16 protein-coding genes and 1 riboswitch are annotated in these 16620 nt (G+C 42.7%); all 16 genes read right to left on the bottom strand.

Translation table 11 applies throughout. The annotated features are described in order from the left end of the window. Nucleotides 1-181: 181 nt before the first annotated feature. Nucleotides 182-835, bottom strand: a complete 654-nt coding sequence (gene thiE, locus BUB93_RS10805) for a thiamine phosphate synthase (protein ID WP_073272097.1) — start codon at nucleotides 833-835, stop codon at nucleotides 182-184. Continuing rightward, a complete protein-coding gene (gene thiM / locus BUB93_RS10810) occupies nucleotides 816-1631 on the bottom strand; it encodes a hydroxyethylthiazole kinase (RefSeq protein WP_073272099.1) in 816 nt (271 codons plus the stop codon). Before thiM ends, thiE begins: the two co-directional genes overlap by 20 nt. Next, nucleotides 1621-2922, bottom strand: coding sequence for a phosphomethylpyrimidine synthase ThiC (gene thiC, locus BUB93_RS10815; protein WP_073272103.1), 1302 nt, complete (start codon nucleotides 2920-2922; stop codon nucleotides 1621-1623). Before thiC ends, thiM begins: the two co-directional genes overlap by 11 nt. A gap of 77 nt (nucleotides 2923-2999) precedes the next feature. Further along, a riboswitch (TPP riboswitch) is annotated at nucleotides 3000-3099 on the bottom strand. A gap of 42 nt (nucleotides 3100-3141) precedes the next feature. Continuing rightward, nucleotides 3142-5577, bottom strand: coding sequence for an ATP-dependent Clp protease ATP-binding subunit (locus tag BUB93_RS10820; protein WP_073272106.1), 2436 nt, complete (start codon nucleotides 5575-5577; stop codon nucleotides 3142-3144). Nucleotides 5578-5589: 12 nt separating this feature from the next. Further along, entirely contained in the window at nucleotides 5590-6609 is a 1020-nt protein-coding gene (locus BUB93_RS10825; RefSeq protein ID WP_073272110.1) for a protein arginine kinase, read from the bottom strand. An 18-nt stretch (nucleotides 6610-6627) separates the two neighbouring features. Further along, on the bottom strand, nucleotides 6628-7134 hold the full coding sequence (locus BUB93_RS10830; protein WP_073272112.1) for a UvrB/UvrC motif-containing protein: 507 nt from the start codon (nucleotides 7132-7134) through the stop codon (nucleotides 6628-6630). Nucleotides 7135-7149: 15 nt separating this feature from the next. Next, nucleotides 7150-7941: a transposase gene (locus BUB93_RS10835; protein WP_073272115.1), complete on the bottom strand. Its 792-nt coding sequence runs from the start codon at nucleotides 7939-7941 to the stop codon at nucleotides 7150-7152. 145 nt (nucleotides 7942-8086) lie between these two features. Next, nucleotides 8087-10162: an elongation factor G gene (fusA, locus tag BUB93_RS10840; protein WP_073272118.1), complete on the bottom strand. Its 2076-nt coding sequence runs from the start codon at nucleotides 10160-10162 to the stop codon at nucleotides 8087-8089. 166 nt (nucleotides 10163-10328) lie between these two features. Beyond that, nucleotides 10329-11111, bottom strand: a complete 783-nt coding sequence (locus tag BUB93_RS10845) for a SigB/SigF/SigG family RNA polymerase sigma factor (protein ID WP_073272121.1) — start codon at nucleotides 11109-11111, stop codon at nucleotides 10329-10331. Nucleotides 11112-11114: 3 nt separating this feature from the next. After that, a complete protein-coding gene (locus BUB93_RS10850) occupies nucleotides 11115-11543 on the bottom strand; it encodes an ATP-binding protein (RefSeq protein WP_073272124.1) in 429 nt (142 codons plus the stop codon). A 20-nt stretch (nucleotides 11544-11563) separates the two neighbouring features. After that, complete coding sequence (locus BUB93_RS10855) at nucleotides 11564-11863, bottom strand: STAS domain-containing protein (protein ID WP_073272126.1); 300 nt, start codon at nucleotides 11861-11863, stop codon at nucleotides 11564-11566. Nucleotides 11864-11924: 61 nt separating this feature from the next. After that, nucleotides 11925-12293 (bottom strand): DUF948 domain-containing protein, encoded by a 369-nt coding sequence (locus BUB93_RS10860; protein ID WP_073272129.1) that lies wholly within the window; start codon nucleotides 12291-12293, stop codon nucleotides 11925-11927. Between the two features lie 23 nt (nucleotides 12294-12316). Continuing rightward, nucleotides 12317-12700, bottom strand: a complete 384-nt coding sequence (locus BUB93_RS10865; RefSeq protein WP_073272132.1) for a YtxH domain-containing protein — start codon at nucleotides 12698-12700, stop codon at nucleotides 12317-12319. A gap of 136 nt (nucleotides 12701-12836) precedes the next feature. Then, complete coding sequence (locus BUB93_RS10870) at nucleotides 12837-13103, bottom strand: HPr family phosphocarrier protein (protein ID WP_073272135.1); 267 nt, start codon at nucleotides 13101-13103, stop codon at nucleotides 12837-12839. A 15-nt stretch (nucleotides 13104-13118) separates the two neighbouring features. Next, nucleotides 13119-14849 carry a phosphoenolpyruvate--protein phosphotransferase gene (ptsP, locus tag BUB93_RS10875; RefSeq protein WP_200789516.1) on the bottom strand — a complete coding sequence of 577 codons (1731 nt, stop codon included), beginning with the start codon at nucleotides 14847-14849 and terminating at the stop codon, nucleotides 13119-13121. Nucleotides 14850-15394: 545 nt separating this feature from the next. After that, nucleotides 15395-16144 (bottom strand): SDR family NAD(P)-dependent oxidoreductase, encoded by a 750-nt coding sequence (locus BUB93_RS10885; protein ID WP_073272144.1) that lies wholly within the window; start codon nucleotides 16142-16144, stop codon nucleotides 15395-15397. Nucleotides 16145-16620 lie beyond the last annotated feature (476 nt).

The raw sequence follows: 16620 nt of genomic DNA on the forward strand, positions 1-16620 counted from the left end.
GCGCTTTTCCCGTGACCAAAGGGAGCATCCCACGTGAGCGAAGTGAACCTTTAACCATTGTCCCACCATGGTTTAACTATTATCCGGGAAATACATGTTAAACGGTCGTTGGGCAATCGGGAAACAGTTGGGAAACAATCGTATTGGTCGCTTTCTACTTTCCAACTGACCAACTTTCCAACTAACCAACTTTCTGCTTTCCACTTTCCGCTTTCCAAATGTCGCAAAGCTCCCTTGCTGCCTCTCCCACGTCGTTACATGCCAATATCGCCGAGATGACTGCTATTCCGGAGGCACCTGTCGCCTTAACAGCTGCAGCATTGCCCTTGTCGATGCCGCCGATTGCAACTACAGGAATATCCACGCTATCGCAGATTATTTCTAGGTCTTCCAGCTTCACCGCTTTTGTATCATTTTTGGAGCCTGTGGCAAACACGGCACCTACCCCCAGATAATCCGCTCCCTCTTTTTCCGCCTTGAGCGCCTCTTCCAGATTGGATACGGAAACCCCTATTATCTTCTTTTCTCCGAGTATCTCTCTGGCTTTTCTTATCTCTTCATCTCCTTGACCTATGTGGACTCCGTCGGCATCAAATTCGACAGCCGCCCAAACGTCGTCGTTTATCACAAATGGGACATCGAATCTTTCGCAGATCTTTTTTATCTTAATTGCATCCTCTTTATATATTTCCCGGGAAATACCTTTTTCTCTCAGCTGCACGAAATCCACTCCACTTTCCAAGGCTGATTCTACACAGCCACAGAGCTGTCTTCCATCCAGCCATCTTCTGTCTGTAACTAAATAAACTCCCAGTTTATCCTTTGAATCTTTCAATCTTAATCCCTTCTTTCAACACCTGATCATCCATAAGGCTCACCATATCCATCAAAGACACGCGGAAGCTACCTGTACCCATTCCTTTAGAATATCCTAGTTCACCGGCAAGTCCCATGGTTGCCACCGCCGCGGATACAGTCTTTGCATTTACAGGGTTTGATGCTATGAATCCTCCAGTGAGGGATGATAGCATGCATCCTGTACCTGTTATCTTTGCCATGCTTTCCACGCCATTTTTTACTACGTACGTTTCCATGCCGTCACTTACAACATCCTCTTTCCCTGTAACTGCCACCACACCTTTTATATTCAAAGCAAAATCTCTTGCTACGTTGCAAATCTCCTCAAGGTCCTTACTGTCTGAAAAGCTCGCATCAACGCCATTGGTCTTGGCACCCTTTATTGAAAATGCACTTTTAATCTCTGATGCATTCCCTCTCATCACTGAAATTTTCACCTCTTCAAGAAGTTTTAGAGTCATCTTCGTCCTCATATTCGAGGCTCCGCATCCTACCGGATCCAAAATAACAGGTATCCCTGAATTATTGGCCTTTTTCCCGGCTTTCACCATCGAGCCCATCGTTCTTTGGTTCAAAGTGCCTATGTTAATCACCAAAGCTTTTGAAATGCCGGCGATCTCTTCCACTTCCTCCTCATCATCAGCCATTATGGGTGATGCTCCTATCGCCAACAATATGTTGGCACAGTCATTGACTGTGACGTAATTCGTTATGTTATGGACTATCGGGTTAGCTCTACGTATTCTTTCGATGTAATCAGAGTTATATGACATCCACGTATTCTCCATTTAAAGTTTTGTTCATGTTTCTAACAGCACAGAATTTCCCACACATAGTGCAGGTGTCCTCGTTCTCAGGCATGGACTCTTCTCTGTATCTTCTAGCCTTTTCTTCATCAATGGATAGCTTGAACATACCTTCCCAATCCAAATCCTTTCTGGCTTGGCTCATCTTTTTATCCCAATCAGACGCACCTTTTATCCCCTTGGCTATATCCGCAGCGTGGGCTGCAATCTTTGAAGCTATTATTCCCTCTTTCATATCATCTAGATCCGGCAACCTCAAATGCTCTGCAGGGGTTACATAGCACAAGAATGAAGCCCCATATGTAGCCGCTATAGCCCCGCCTATAGCTGAAGTTATGTGGTCATAGCCAGGCGCCACATCAGTAACAAGAGGGCCCAAAACGTAAAATGGAGCGCCTTTGCATATCGTTTGCTGTATCTTCATATTCGCTTCTATCTGATCGATAGGCATGTGTCCCGGACCCTCGATTATCACCTGCACGTCCTTTTCCCAAGCTCTCCTGGTTAGATCTCCCAGTATCACAAGCTCTTCTATTTGGCTTACGTCGGAAGCATCTTCGATGCACCCGGGCCTGCAGGCATCCCCCAAACTCATGGTTACATCGTGCTCTCTGCAGATATCCAGTATCTCATCGTAAAATTCATAAAAAGGATTCTCTTTCCCTGTCATCTCCATCCAGGAAAATATCAAAGAGCCTCCCCTTGATACGATGTTAGTCAGCCTTTCTCCACGCTTTACATGCTTGGAGCTTTCCCTTGTAAGACCGCAATGCATGGTCATGAAATCAACTCCATCTTTGGCATGAAGTCGCACAACGTCGATGAATTCCTCACCAGTGATCTGATCCAGGGGCTTGTCGTAGTGTATTATTGCATCGTATACCGGCACAGTGCCTATAGCTGCCGGGCATTCCTTTATCAGCCTATGCCTGAGCGCCCCTCTTTCTCCTGCAGAGCTCAAATCCATTATCGCATCCGCTCCAAGCTCTACAGCTTTGTTTACCTTGCTCATCTCCAGATCATAATCCTCGCAATCCTTGGAAACGCCTAGATTTACATTAATCTTGGTCTTCAGTTTGTTTCCTATTCCCTTGGGGGAAAGGCTAAGGTGTTTTTTATTTGCCGGTATTGCTACCTGTCCCTTGGCTACAAGGTCCATGAGCTCTTCAACATGCATTCCCTCCTCAAGGGCCACTTTCTTGATTTGCTTGGTTATTATTCCCTTTCTTGCAGCGTCCATCTGTGTAGTAAATTCCATTTGCTTCCTCCTTGTACCGGTGGTCAAACAAAGAAAAAAAGACTCCCTCCGCTGATACGGAAAGAGTCTTAGTCTGTAAAATCCTAATGTTATCTCCCTACGACGGCATTATCCGTATCAGGTTATCGGGTCGAAATCAAGTTTCCTCTCAGCTTTTCAGCTCCCCGGATATTTATTTACTTAGATTGTATAGATTCTGTTGCCAAATGTCAAATGCTATTAATTATTTTCAAATATCAGCTCATCATCGGATATGCTTACTTTGATGGCTCCCCCTTTGTGTACATTGCCTTTTAGGAGCTCTTCAGAAAGCTTGTCCTCAACTTCTTTTTGAATCGTTCTTCTTAGAGGTCGTGCGCCATATTCAAGATTTGCGCCTCTTTCTGCCAGGTATCTTTTCGCATCCTCACTGAATTCAATGTCTATCTCAAGATCTTTAAGCCTATTTGCGAGCTGAACAAGGAGTATGTCAATTATCTCACCTAAGTGTTTGTCATCCAGCTGGTGGAACACTATGACCTCGTCTATACGGTTTAAGAACTCTGGCCTGAAGCTTCTTCGAAGCTCTTCCATCACATTGCCCTTCATTTTGTCGTATTCATCCTGCTGCAGGTTTTCTCCCGCTGAGAAGCCCAGCGTCTTGCCCTTTTTAATCGTGTGGGCTCCTACGTTGGATGTCATTATCACTACTGTATTCTTAAAATCTACAGTCCTTCCCTTTCCATCCGTCAACCTTCCGTCTTCCAGAATCTGAAGCAGTATGTTGAAAACATCCGGATGAGCCTTTTCGATTTCATCCAGAAGAATCACTGAATACGGCTTTCTCCTTACTTTTTCTGTCAGTTGTCCTCCTTCATCGTAACCCACATATCCCGGTGGAGACCCAATAAGCCGGGAAACAGAATGTTTTTCCATGTACTCGCTCATGTCCACTCTGATCATTGAGTCCTCATCCCCGAACATGATTTCTGCAAGCGCCTTGCTAAGTTCCGTTTTCCCCACACCTGTGGGGCCTAGAAATATGAACGAGCCTATAGGTCTTTTGGGGTCCTTAAGACCGACTCTAGCACGCCTTATCGCCCTAGATACGGCTTTAACCGCCTCATCCTGTCCTATGACCCTTTTGTGCAGCTCCTCTTCCATATGGAGGAGCTTCTCGGATTCTTCCTGGGCCAGTTTCTTAACGGGAACCCCGGACCAGCTGGAAACTATTTGGGCAATCTCTTCAGCTCCAACTTCTCCCCCTGTTCCGGTGTTGCTCTTTTGCCTCCAGGTCTTTTTGATTTCAACAAGCTTTTCTTTAGCCTTGTTCTCAAAGTCCCTTATCTCAGCAGCTTTCTCGTAATCCTGAGAAGCCACCGCTTCTTCTTTTTCCTGCTCGTACTTCTCTATTTTTGCCTCCAGATCTTTAATTTCCGGAGGTGCCGTAAGCATGTTAAGTCTTATTTTAGATGCGGCTTCGTCTATAAGGTCGATGGCCTTATCCGGAAGATACCTGTCGTTTATGTACCTGTGGGAAAGCTCTACCGCAGCCTTTAGCGCCTCGTCAGTTATTGTGACTTTGTGGTGGGCTTCGTATCTGTCCCTCAATCCTTTTAGTATCTCATAAGCTTCTTCCTTTGAAGGCTCTCCAATCTCTACAGGCTGAAATCTTCTTTCCAACGCAGAGTCCTTTTCTACGTACTTTCTATATTCGTCCAGCGTGGTAGCACCAATAGCTTGAAGCTGCCCCCTGGCTAGTGCTGGTTTTAGTATGTTCGAGGCATCTATGGCCCCTTCAGCGGCTCCTGCGCCTATTATTGTATGCATCTCATCGATAAACAAAATTATGTTACCAGCCTGTTTTATCTCCTCCATGGTATTTTTGAGCCTATCCTCAAATTCTCCCCTATATTTGGCTCCGGCAACCATTGAAGATAGATCAAGGGAGACTACCCTTTTGTCTCTCAGGTTTTCAGGCACATTCCCTGATGTGATCTTCTGAGCAAGTCCCTCTGCAATTGCAGTCTTTCCTACACCAGGTTCACCTATCAAGCAGGGATTATTTTTTGTTCGTCTGCTTAAGATCTGTATCACACGCTGAATTTCCGGATCCCTTCCGATTACAGGGTCAAGTTGTCCTTCGTCCGCCATCTGAGTGAGATCTCGTCCGAATTTGTCCAGATTTTTGGTATTGGCATTCTTAGGCTGCTGCGCCTTTTGATTCTGTGTAGGGGAAGAGTTCATGAGCTTAATTATTTCTTCCCTTATTTTTTCAAAATCTAATCCAAGGTCGCTTAGGATCTTGGCACCTACGCCTTCTCCCTCTCTGGTAAGACCTAGAAGTATATGTTCAGTCCCTATATAGCTTTGATTAAGAGCTCTTGCTTCCATCAAGCTGAGCTCCAGTATTTTTTTTGTTCTTGGAGTATATCCGATGATGTCGTTGACTGGATCTTCTCCTCTACCCAAAAGGGTCTCAACTTGCTTTGCCGCTTTATCAAAGGCAACACCCAGGTTTTTTAGCGCCAAGGCCGCGATCCCCTCTCCTTCTTTGATCAGCCCCAAGAGCAGGTGCTCGCTTCCTATGTAATTATGGTTTAATTTCTTTGCTTCTTCCTGAGAAAGCATCAAAACCTTTTGAGCTCTCTCCGTGAATCTTCCAAATATAGCCATTGATTGTTCCTCCTATTCAGATTTTAAGAATTTTCTGATATGTTCAGCCCTTATCCTGTCCCTGTCGATTTCAGTCAAATCTCCTCCGTAAATCCCCGATAGTATCCCTGGCTGAATGTTTACCATCAAGTCGTTTATAGTTCCGATGTCCTGATCTATAAGCTCCAAGTCGGAGCCCAATCTGACTAGAGACAATAGCTTCATGCTCTCTTCTGCATTTATGGACCTTGCGTTTGACAGTACGCCAAATGCCCGGTATATTTTGTCCTCCAGATAAATCCTGTTGGTGTTTAATATCTCGTATCTGTGTTCCCTTTCCTTTTTTATTATCTCCCTGGCCACATCGTGAAGGTTTTCTATAAGCTCCCGCTCCGTCATGCCCAGGGTATTTTGATTTGATATTTGGTATAAGTCTCCCAATGCCTGGGTTCCCTCACCGTAAATGCCCCTTATGGTCAAACCGAATTTAGCCAATGTGACTATCATGGTATTTATCTGATTATTAAGTGTCAATGAGGGCAGGTGCAGCATCACTGAAGCCCTCATCCCTGTGCCTACATTGGTAGGACAAGCGGTTAGATAACCGTATTTTTCATGGTATGCGAAATCGACGCACTTTTCAAGCACATCATCTACCGCGTTTGCCATTTCGTATGTCTTATGGAGCTGAAAGCCTTCCTGTATGCACTGTATCCTCACATGGTCCTCTTCATTTGCCATTATGCTGATATCTTCATTTTTATTTATGAATACAGCCGCACATTTATTGCTGCCAAGCTCAGGACTGGTAAGATGCTTTTCTACAAGCACTCTTCTTTCGTTATTGCCTACCCTTCCGACTTCGATTTTCGTAAATTCCGTTCCGAGAGACTCGTCCTTTTCCAGACAGTTGAAAATCAAATCCACAAGCAGCCGGGCTTTGTGCTCCGGCAACAGAATCGGAAAAGGCATGCCTTTAATATTTCTTGCCAGTCTTATCCTGCTGCTGATTACTATGTCTCTTTCCTTGTCTTCGTATTTCCACGAACCCATATTAAAAGCCTCCCAGTTTCAACCCTTCTTTTCTATTTCCTTTGTAAGTTCTTTAATCATGTCCCTGTACACCGCAGCTTGCTCGTACTCTTCCTTTTCTACCGCCGCCTTGAGTTTTTGGTTGAGTTCGTCGATTTCACGCTTCTTTCTGATATCCTCTCCCCCGTTGTTTACGATTTTGCCAATGTGTATGTTTTTCCCTTGCATCCTTTTTATCATTGGGCTGATCATAGGTTCGAAGGCGTCATAGCAATGCTCGCAACCAAATTTGCCGTATTTTTTAAACATCTCATAGGTCATCCCACAGTGATCGCAGGCAGGCTCGTCGTAGTCGGAAAATCCTTTATCCGACTCGCTTCCAAAATCGGTGAAATTCGTAATGAAATTCTTGAAATTCAACACGTTTTCCCCTATTTGTTCCAAGGACGTACACTGTTCGCACAGATGAACCTCCCTTTTCTCTCCGTTTATTATTTTTGTTATATGTATCGACGCCTGTCTTTTTTTACAATTATCGCACAACATTTTCAGCCCTCCTTTCTACTTGCCCCTTCTATGTTCAGATAAGATCTTGTATACTACGCCTCTATTAAGATTAAGGATTTCTGCCGTTTTTCTAATGGACATCCCACCTTTTTGGCTAACTGCCAATATCAGCCTGTCCCGGTGAATGTTATTTTCTTTATACCCAAGTTCATCCAATTCAATACTGTTTTTTTGCAAATACAACTCTACTTCGCCCCTTATGCGCCTCTCTACGCTTTCCTCCAGATCCATGTAGATGTCGTTGTTCTCCTCCAGCATATATCTAATGAAACTATCCATCCGGTCATTTCCTGAATTTTCAAAGCTTTTTAGCACTTTGTCAAGAACCACCAGTTTATTCTTCCGCTCTTTAATATACTCCATATAGCTGCTCCATGGATAATCGCATTGTTTCTCGACAAAACCGCCTATTACCGGATTATTGTGTATGAACCGCATTACCTTTAGCAAGTCCTTAAAATCTTCGATTGCCTCGCTTTTAAACCGGTCGTAAAAGACCTGGCCACTGACGCAGTGCTTCTTATTGTGATAGGCAGCATACGACACGTTTATCCTCTTCATTACTGCAGATATGTCCTCATCCAATTCTTCCACTACAAAATGGGCATGATTGTCCATTATACAGTATGCGTATAGGGTAATGAGGTTATCCTTAAGAATCCTTGATACGATAGATAGTATCTTTTCCTTGTCTTCATTATCCTTGAATATATCTTTGCCACCGCTTCCCCGGACCAGTATGTGATAAAATCTGCTTTTGCTGATCTCTCTTGGATTTCTAGCCATATTCATCACCTTTCTGACATATCCTTTATTGCTTATTGACATTAGGGACGGTTCTTTTTGTCACTTCCATTCTATCACATTGAGCCAAAAAGTAAAGAAGGGAAAGCTGCAATGCTTATTTGCAGCTTTCCCTTAAATTCTACGATTAGTTTTCTTCTTTTTTTGAAGCTTCGATTACCTTGTCAGCCAAAGCTGTCGGCAGTTCTTCGTACCTTGCGAATGACATTGCAAAATCACCTCTGGCTTGAGTCATGCTTCTAAGCTCCGTCGCGTATTTGAACATCTCCGCCAATGGAGCTTCTGCCAAGATCTTTTGCTTTCCGCCCTCAACCGGCTCCATTCCCAGTATCCTTCCACGCTTTTTGTTCAAATCCCCCATGATGTCTCCCATGTAATCTTCGGGAATGGTTATATCAACACTGTAAACAGGTTCTAAAATCACCGGAGAGGCTTCCTTTAGCCCCTTCTTATACGCTATGGAAGCAGCCATCTTAAATGACATCTCATCTGAATCTACTGCATGGTACGAACCGTCAAACAAAGTAGCCCTGAGTCCCACCACAGGATATTTCGCCAGGACCCCTTCTTTAATGCAATCTCTAAGGCCCTTTTCCACTGCAGGTATGAAGTTTCGAGGAACTGCGCCCCCGACCACCTTGTCCACAAATTCAAAATCTATATCTGTATCTCCGAGGGGCTCAAAGTTGATGTATACGTGTCCGAACTGTCCCCTTCCTCCGGATTGCTTCTTATGCTTGCCTTCAGATGTAGCCTTGCTCTTGATCGTCTCTCTATAGGGTATCTTTGGGTCCGCTAAGCTTACCTCTATCCCAAATTTGTTTTTAAGCTTCTCGCACACTATTTCTATGTGCATTTCACCTAGACCGGAAATAAGAGTCTGCTTGGTCTCTGTATTTCTTTCCACATGAAGAGTCTGATCTTCTTCCTGGAGCTTTGTAAGGCCGCTTCCGATCTTGTCTTCATCGCCCTTGGACTTTGGTTCTACTCCCAGCGCTATTACAGGGGCAGGAAATACTATGGGATGGAACGCAACCGGATCCTTTGGATCGCACAGAGTATCTCCGGTGGTGGTATCCGCAAGTTTTGAAAAAGCTCCTATGTCTCCTGCTTGAAGATTTTCCACCTCTATTTGTTTTTTCCCTCTAAGTATATATATATGATTTATTTTTTCTTTTTTATTTTTTCCTGTATTTAAAAGCTCCATCCCCGGCCTTAAAGACCCGGATACCACTTTAAACAGAGAAAGCCTTCCTACATATGGATCTGCTATCGTCTTGAACACAAAAGCCGAAGTCGAATCCCCAGCGTCGTATTTTTTGACCCCATCATTTCCTTTTGAGTCTTTGAATGTTTCTCCTTCCGTATCCTCAGGAGATGGGAAATACTCAATGATCATGCTCATCAAAGTCTCAATCCCTGTATTTCTGGTTCCAGATGCGCACAGAACAGGTATCAATTCTCCTTCAAGGACTCCTTTTCTGAGCCCTGCGTGTATCTCAGCATTTGTCAGCTCTTCCCCGGCAAAATACTTTTCCATTAAGCTTTCGTCCGATTGTGCAACCGATTCCATTATCATTTCTCTAAATGGTTCGATTTCAGGCTTCATCCCCTCCGGAACATCCATGTCGAAGCATCTGTCTCCCTTTCTCTCTCTGCCCTTCATATCTACCACATTTATTACCCCGTTAAAGTCAAGCCCTTCTCCGTAAGGTATTTCAAAAGGCACTATCTTATTACCAAACTTCTCTTTGAGCTCATCCATTATTTTCTCAAAACGGACATTTTCCCTGTCCATTTTGTTTACGACCAATATTGCAGGGATGTTCCGCTTGCTTACCATTTCCCATGACTTTTCCGTGCCGACTTCAATTCCCGACAAGGCATCCAATACCAAAACCGCTCCATCAGCCACCCTCAAAGAACTGACGCTCTCACCTAAAAAATCAAAATATCCCGGAACATCTATTATATTTATCTTATGGCCTCCATATTCCAATGGTACCGATGCTGCGTTTATGGATATTATTCGCTTTGCTTCCTCGCTGTCATAATCTGAAATCGTGTTTCCGTCTTCAACCCTGCCCATCCTGTCGATAATTCCTGCATTATAAGCCATAGCTTCTGTCAAAGTAGTCTTTCCGCTGCCGCTGTGACCTAGAACTGCTACATTTCTGATATTGCTCGTTGGATACGTTTTCATTGTTGCTCCCCCTCGCTATTGGAATTTATTTTGTATACATATCCCTGTTACATGCAAAGAAACATCTGCTATTATTTTATTATAAATCTATCTGATTTTCTATTTAATTTGTGCAAATAATATATATTTATTTAAAAAGCAAAAGCTCGCTGGGGGCTCTTGCTTTTTATGTAGTAATTTTCTCTCTTAATTTTTTGATTATTTTTTTCTCAAGTCGGGATATGGTCATCTGAGACACGCCCAGATCATGTGCTATCTCGCTTTGGCTCTTATTGTTATAATACCTGTCCACAATGATTTTCTTGTCGTAATCATCCATTTCCTCAAAAATGTTCTTTATCAGATCCTTATCCTCTATTTCAGTCATATGCTGATCTTCAATGCCGAGAACTTCAAAAAGGGAAAGGTCGTTTTCATCCTTGGAATTGCTAATTCTTACATCCAGTGAGGTAGGAGAGTAAGCGTAGCTTCCTTCCATTGCCTCAATTACATCTTCTTCGGGGATATCTAGATATGATGCAATGTCTTTAATTGTGGGCATCCGCATAAGTTTGTGCTGAAGATGGTCTTTCGACATATTTATCTTTCGAGACAGTTCCTGAATCCTTCTTGGTACCTTGATTATCCACTCCTTGTCCCTAAAATATTTTTTTATTTCCCCTAGAATCGTTGGCGTCGCAAAGCTGGAAAACTCATACCCTTTAGATGGATCGTACCTTTCGATTGCATAAATAAGACCCAAGCTCGCTACTTGGTAAATATCTTCAAAATCTACGCCTTTATTTATATATTTTTTTGATAATATTTCAGGAATATACATGAATTCTTTAAAAATCCGGTTTCGAATCTCAATGTCTTTTGTAGCTATATATTGCTGAAAAAGCTCTTCAATGTACTTTTTTCTGTCCTGATTCTTTACATTAACTTTTCCCGAGGCTTCCTTAACCATATATTACTCCTCTAATTGTTTTATCATTCGGACAATCGTTCCACTATTCTCCAGACTTTTTACTTCTACTTCGTCCATCAACGTTTTGATTATGTAGAGACCAAGCCCGTTTTCTTTTGGATTGTCAAAATCTGGAGCCTCTAATGCTTCAAAATCAAAGCCTATCCCCTTGTCGCAAACATCTATGATCAGCCTGTCTCCATTTACTATGTAGTCTACGTTATAACTGTCCTGAGCAATTCTGCATCCATGCTTCATCGCATTCGTACATGCTTCAGAAACTGCAACTTTCAGATCCTCTATGGCATCTACAGTAAAGCCCATCTTGTTTGCAATGCCTGACAATGTAAGACGGGCTACGCTGACAAATTCCGGTATGCCGGGAAGTGTTAATGAAATTTTAACTGCATCCTCTTTGGTTTGTAATTCCATATTATTTTTTTCCTCCATATTTATTCAGTAACAAAAATTTTACTCAGTCCAGTGATATCAAATAATCTCGATACGTTGGACTTCATATTTATTACTTTAATAACCGCATCAGGATGTTTTCCCTTTACCCCTATCAAAGCACCCAGCCCCGTACTGTCGATATAGTCAAGTCTTTCCAAGTCGAACACGATCTCTTTTCCTTTGATTTCGTTGACTTCATCCATTTTGTTCTTCAACATGTCTACCGTGTAGATATCGACTTCGCCTATCAGCGCTACTTCAAGCCTATCTTTTTCGTTGTTAATACTAATTGACAGCATCTCTTTCTATTTCCTCCCGACACAAGTTTTGAGGAAACTCAAAGTTTCCTCAAATCTTCTCTTACTTTTTACTCGATTTTCGATTCATTATCTTTACAATTGCATGTGCAAAATTCACTGTCTTAAGAAGCGGTGATAAAATGTAATTCTTTGTCGTCTTGACTGTCTTTTCTACATTGATCACCGACTTCTTCAGCGACTCCACGGATTCCTGAACATCCTCTACTACCATGGAGGAGTTTTTTGTAATTGTTTCAATCTCGGCCACTATAAGCTCGATGGCTTTCCTATTGTCCTCAATTATGTAGTTTACATCCTCCATCGTCTTAGCAAGTCGCTTTAAAGTCATGGCTAGGTAAATCGCACCGATAACGAAGGCGACTCCTATCAGGAGTATTCCCGCCTCCCATAAGCTAGCTTCCTGAAACATTCATACCACCCTCATTTCGGTCGTTATAATTCTTTAAATTCATCAATCGTTTCTTCTGCCTCTTCACCAAGCCCTTCAGCTTCGTCTTCGAGTTCATCCATCGCTTCTTCGATGGATCCTTTTACTTCCTCCAGTTTTCCTTCGAGGGTTTTTTTGTAGCCGGATACCTTGTCCCCTACCTTTTCGCTTAAGTCCTCGACTTTTTTCTCAAGGCTTTCTTTGTAAGTACCTGCTTGTTCCATGGCTTCGCTGCTAAAATCCTTGACATTGTCCGCAAAGTCATCACCTAAGTCTTTGAGTTTCTTCATGGTGTCTTTGCCGGATTCAGGAGCAAGCAATATACCTGCCAGGCCTCCGATGATAGTTCCTATTAACACTCCGCTTAAAAAATTTGTACTTTTAGACATAACGTACCCTCCTCGAATTTGCTCGTATTTATTTTATATTAATACCCACTTAGTTTTAGCCTAAACAGATTATTTGCAATACAAAACAAGGTTTCTTAAAAAGAAAAACCCGCTTTAACAAACGGGTTTTCACTGATTAATCTTCGCCGAACTTACTTTCAACCAATGCTACTAGAGAATCAACAGCTGCTTGAGCATCTTCACCTTCAGCTTCGATTGTAAGGACCGTACCTTTAGAAATTCCTCCGGCCATAATTCCCATGATGCTCTTTGCGTTTATTTTCTTTCCGTCTTTGATTACATTAACCTCAGACTTGTACTTTCCTGCTTCTTGAACGAACATTGACGCTGGTCTAGCGTGCAGCCCTGTTGCATTTGAAATTGTTACTTCTTTACTTGCCATAATTTTTCTTTCCTCCTAAATTAATTTGATATCGAGTTTAGTTAATTCATCATCTACCATTGCTTTGACTTCTGCCTCGGTAGATAATTTTAGTGCCTTTTCGGCAATTATTTCAGCATCTTTTTTATTGACGCTTCTTATTATTTTTTTAATCTGCGGCACTGATGAGGCGCTCATGCTGAATTCATCGAGACCAAGTCCCAAAAGAATCAACGCCGCATGTGGATCTCCTGCGAGCTCGCCGCACATGCCGGTGAATTTGCCGCCCCCTGCGTTGTGGGATGCGTCTATAACCATCTTGACCAGCCTTAATATAGCAGGGCTGAGAGGCTGATACAGGTAGGACACTGTTTCGTTCATCCTGTCAACAGCAAGGGTATACTGGCACAAGTCGTTTGTACCTATGCTGAAAAAGTCCACCTCAGGTGCAATGATATCCGCTGTAACTGCAGCAGATGGTATCTCTACCATTATACCAACTTTTATGTTTTCGTCAAAAGAAATATTCTCTTTTCTTAGCTCTTCCTTACATTCTTCAAGTATTGCCTTTGCCTGCTTTACTTCTTCCACATTTGATATCATAGGGAACATGATATGGGCATTGCCAAATGCGCTGGCCCTCAAGATCGCCCTAAGCTGAGTCTTGAAAAGCTCCTTTTCAACAAAGCAAAGCCTTACAGCTCTTAGGCCAAGGAAAGGATTCATCTCTTCGTCCAATTTAAGGTAAGGAAGGTTCTTGTCTCCTCCTATATCTAAAGTCCTTATGATTACCGGGTGGTCTCCCATCCCTTCAAGAACTTCTTTATAAGCCTTGTATTGTTTTTCTTCATCCGGCATGGTGTCGCTATCCATATACAAGAATTCAGTCCTGTAAAGACCTACTCCGCTTCCGCCGTTTCTAAGAACCCCTTCTATATCTTTAGGTGTTCCGATATTTCCAACAAGCTCAACTTCGTGTCCGTCCACAGTCTTGGCGGGAAGATCCTTAAGCTCAGCCAGCTCTTTGATAAAAGCTTCGTATCCGGCTTTTTTATCAAGGTATTCTTTTTGTGTCTTTTCGTCAGGATTTACGATAACGACGCCTTCTATGCCGTCTACTATTACCAAATCCTTGTCTTTAACCTCTTGAGTTATGGATTTCAAACCCAGAACCGCAGGAATTTCTAAACTCCTTGCCATAATGGCGGTATGAGATGTACGTCCTCCTATATCAGTAGCAAATCCCAGTACCTTTTCTTTGTTCATGGTGGCCGTATCCGAAGGTGTCAAGTCATATGCGATTACAACAGTATCTTCATCTATGAGGCTTAGATCCTGTTCTTTTAAACCTAATGCGTTTCTCATCAGTCTGCCGCCTACATCCTTGATGTCTGCAGCTCTTTCCTTCATGTATTCATCATCCATGGATTCAAATATAGCTACAAATTGGTCTGTTATCTGTTTAATTCCATTGTCTGCAGTAATCTTTTGGCTTTTAATGGTTTCTTCGATCTGACCTACATACTCCGGATCATCCAAAACCATCAAGTGTGCAGAAAAAATCCTAGCCTCTTCTTCCCCAAGTTCCAAGACCGCTTTTTCCTGTATCACTTTTAGCTGCTCTCTTGATTTGTCAACAGCAACTTTAAGCCTGTCCAGTTGAGCCTGAACGTCTTCTACGGTGCTTGTGTCGACTACTACTTCCTCGTGCTTGAGAACAAAAGCCTGAGCAATTGCAATACCAGGCGATGCGCCAATACCCTTCATCAATAAAATCCTCCTTTGAAAATGATTTCATGTCGCCGTAAAAACAGCGCTAATAATTTTTTTCATTCTATCACAAGTGTTTTGATAAATCTAGATGTAATGGTTTGCACGATGAGCTTATGTTAAATTTCTGTTTCATTTGTGTAAATCTATGTAATCGAATGTAATGTAAGGGCGTTTTTTTATGAAAACGCCCCTTTTGTTACATCAGGTTACAAATGACAAGTTCTTTAACCACGAAGAACACAAAGGGCACTAAGTTGCAAGAGATACGTTATATGACGGTTGAACGGTCGTTGGGCAATCGGGAAACAGTTGGGAAACAATCGTATTGGTCGCAAAGCGACTGTGGGAAGCAGGGCTGCGCCTTGCGGGAAATGACTGCTGCGCAGTCGGGAAATGAGACTCCGTCTCGTAAAAAAGTTGTAAGCTTTAAGTAATTAAAAGGTTTCCCCTTTCCCCTTTCCAACTTTCCCCTTTCCAACTTTCCCCTTTCCAACTTTCCCCTTTCCAACTTTCCCCTTTCCAACTTTCCACTTTCCACTCTACTGGTGCGTCCTTCCTCCGTCAAGCAGGAGTATCTGTCCGTTTATATAGGAAGCCTTATCGGAAGCAAGAAAAGACGCCATATAAGCTATATCCTCCGGCTGGCCAATCTTCCTAATCGGTATTTGTTCTATCAGCTTTTTTCTGCTCTCTTCATCGGGGTACAGATGGTCGAGTATCTCAGTCTGAATGACTCTTGGAGCTATGGCGTTTACGTTTATACCCAAAGGCCCTAGCTCTTTTGCTAGATTCAGCACCATTGCGTTTTGACCGGCTTTGGAAGCTGCGTAATGTATTCCTCCACCTGTTCCGGTTAAAGCTGATCCGGAGGTTATGAAAATCACTTTGCCATACTTGCTTTTTCTTACTTGATCTACAAAAGCCTTCAATGTCAAGAATGAGCCTTTGAGGTTTATGTCAACGATTTTATCCCAAAGAGCTTCGTCAACTTCATCTAGAGGCTTCTTTATGGAAATCCCAGCGTTTATCACTAGAATATCAACTCCGCCGACTTTGTCTTCAACTTCTTTTGCTGCATTATTTAGCCCTTCCATATCTGTTACATTCGCTTTTACAAAATAAGCATCTCCTCCCGCAGACTTAATCTCTGCAACTGCGGAATTGCCCGCTTCTTCTGAAATATCCGCGATTACGACCTTTGCACCTTCCTTAGCCATGTCTACCGCTATTGCCTTGCCTATCCCCATTGCTCCACCTGTTATCAGAGCTACTCTCTTTTTCAAAAGCATTTTATCACTCCCTAATGTTTGTTATAGCTCGATTTTATACTATACATGCCTATTAAACAACTGCGGCAGACTCTTTTTCAAATCTCAAATTAAAAAACGATTCATTTGCTCATTTAAAGAGAAAATGTATCGTTTGGAAACAGACTATCCAAGAGCATTAACAGCAAGCTTTATGCTCTACAACTTGTTTCTTCCTGGTATACAACGAAACAGCATCTCGGACTCCTTTGGCGTCCGAGCTCGCGGGCTTATCAAGTTATAAGATATGAGTAAAAGCAGACTCACCGATTCACCGAACACAGTATTCCCCAGATAATCGTTAAACCATGGTGGGACAATGGTTAAAGGTTCACTTCGCTCACGTGGGATGCTCCCTTTGGTCGCGGGAAAAGCTCGTTTTACTCGCGAGAAAAGCGCAACGCGCGTATTGAAATCTTGCTTTTAGAGACAGTTTTTACGAGACGGAGTCTCATTTC

It is taken from the genome of Alkalibacter saccharofermentans DSM 14828 (genome assembly GCF_900128885.1).
Lineage (GTDB): Bacteria > Bacillota > Clostridia > Eubacteriales > Alkalibacteraceae > Alkalibacter > Alkalibacter saccharofermentans.

What these genes read in the sequence shown, in the direction of transcription:
- BUB93_RS10845 (WP_073272121.1), bottom strand. Translation starts at nt 11,111, where the DNA reads ATGGTTAAGGAAGCCTCGGGAAAAGTTAATGTAAAGAATCAGGACAGA.
- thiM (WP_073272099.1), bottom strand. Translation starts at nt 1,631, where the DNA reads ATGTCATATAACTCTGATTACATCGAAAGAATACGTAGAGCTAACCCG.
- fusA (WP_073272118.1), bottom strand. Translation starts at nt 10,162, where the DNA reads ATGAAAACGTATCCAACGAGCAATATCAGAAATGTAGCAGTTCTAGGT.
- BUB93_RS10850 (WP_073272124.1), bottom strand. Translation starts at nt 11,543, where the DNA reads ATGGAATTACAAACCAAAGAGGATGCAGTTAAAATTTCATTAACACTT.
- BUB93_RS10860 (WP_073272129.1), bottom strand. Translation starts at nt 12,293, where the DNA reads ATGTTTCAGGAAGCTAGCTTATGGGAGGCGGGAATACTCCTGATAGGA.
- BUB93_RS10855 (WP_073272126.1), bottom strand. Translation starts at nt 11,863, where the DNA reads ATGCTGTCAATTAGTATTAACAACGAAAAAGATAGGCTTGAAGTAGCG.
- BUB93_RS10835 (WP_073272115.1), bottom strand. Translation starts at nt 7,941, where the DNA reads ATGGCTAGAAATCCAAGAGAGATCAGCAAAAGCAGATTTTATCACATA.
- BUB93_RS10825 (WP_073272110.1), bottom strand. Translation starts at nt 6,609, where the DNA reads ATGGGTTCGTGGAAATACGAAGACAAGGAAAGAGACATAGTAATCAGC.
- thiC (WP_073272103.1), bottom strand. Translation starts at nt 2,922, where the DNA reads ATGGAATTTACTACACAGATGGACGCTGCAAGAAAGGGAATAATAACC.
- BUB93_RS10870 (WP_073272135.1), bottom strand. Translation starts at nt 13,103, where the DNA reads ATGGCAAGTAAAGAAGTAACAATTTCAAATGCAACAGGGCTGCACGCT.
- ptsP (WP_200789516.1), bottom strand. Translation starts at nt 14,849, where the DNA reads ATGAAGGGTATTGGCGCATCGCCTGGTATTGCAATTGCTCAGGCTTTT.
- BUB93_RS10865 (WP_073272132.1), bottom strand. Translation starts at nt 12,700, where the DNA reads ATGTCTAAAAGTACAAATTTTTTAAGCGGAGTGTTAATAGGAACTATC.
- BUB93_RS10885 (WP_073272144.1), bottom strand. Translation starts at nt 16,144, where the DNA reads ATGCTTTTGAAAAAGAGAGTAGCTCTGATAACAGGTGGAGCAATGGGG.
- BUB93_RS10830 (WP_073272112.1), bottom strand. Translation starts at nt 7,134, where the DNA reads ATGTTGTGCGATAATTGTAAAAAAAGACAGGCGTCGATACATATAACA.
- BUB93_RS10820 (WP_073272106.1), bottom strand. Translation starts at nt 5,577, where the DNA reads ATGGCTATATTTGGAAGATTCACGGAGAGAGCTCAAAAGGTTTTGATG.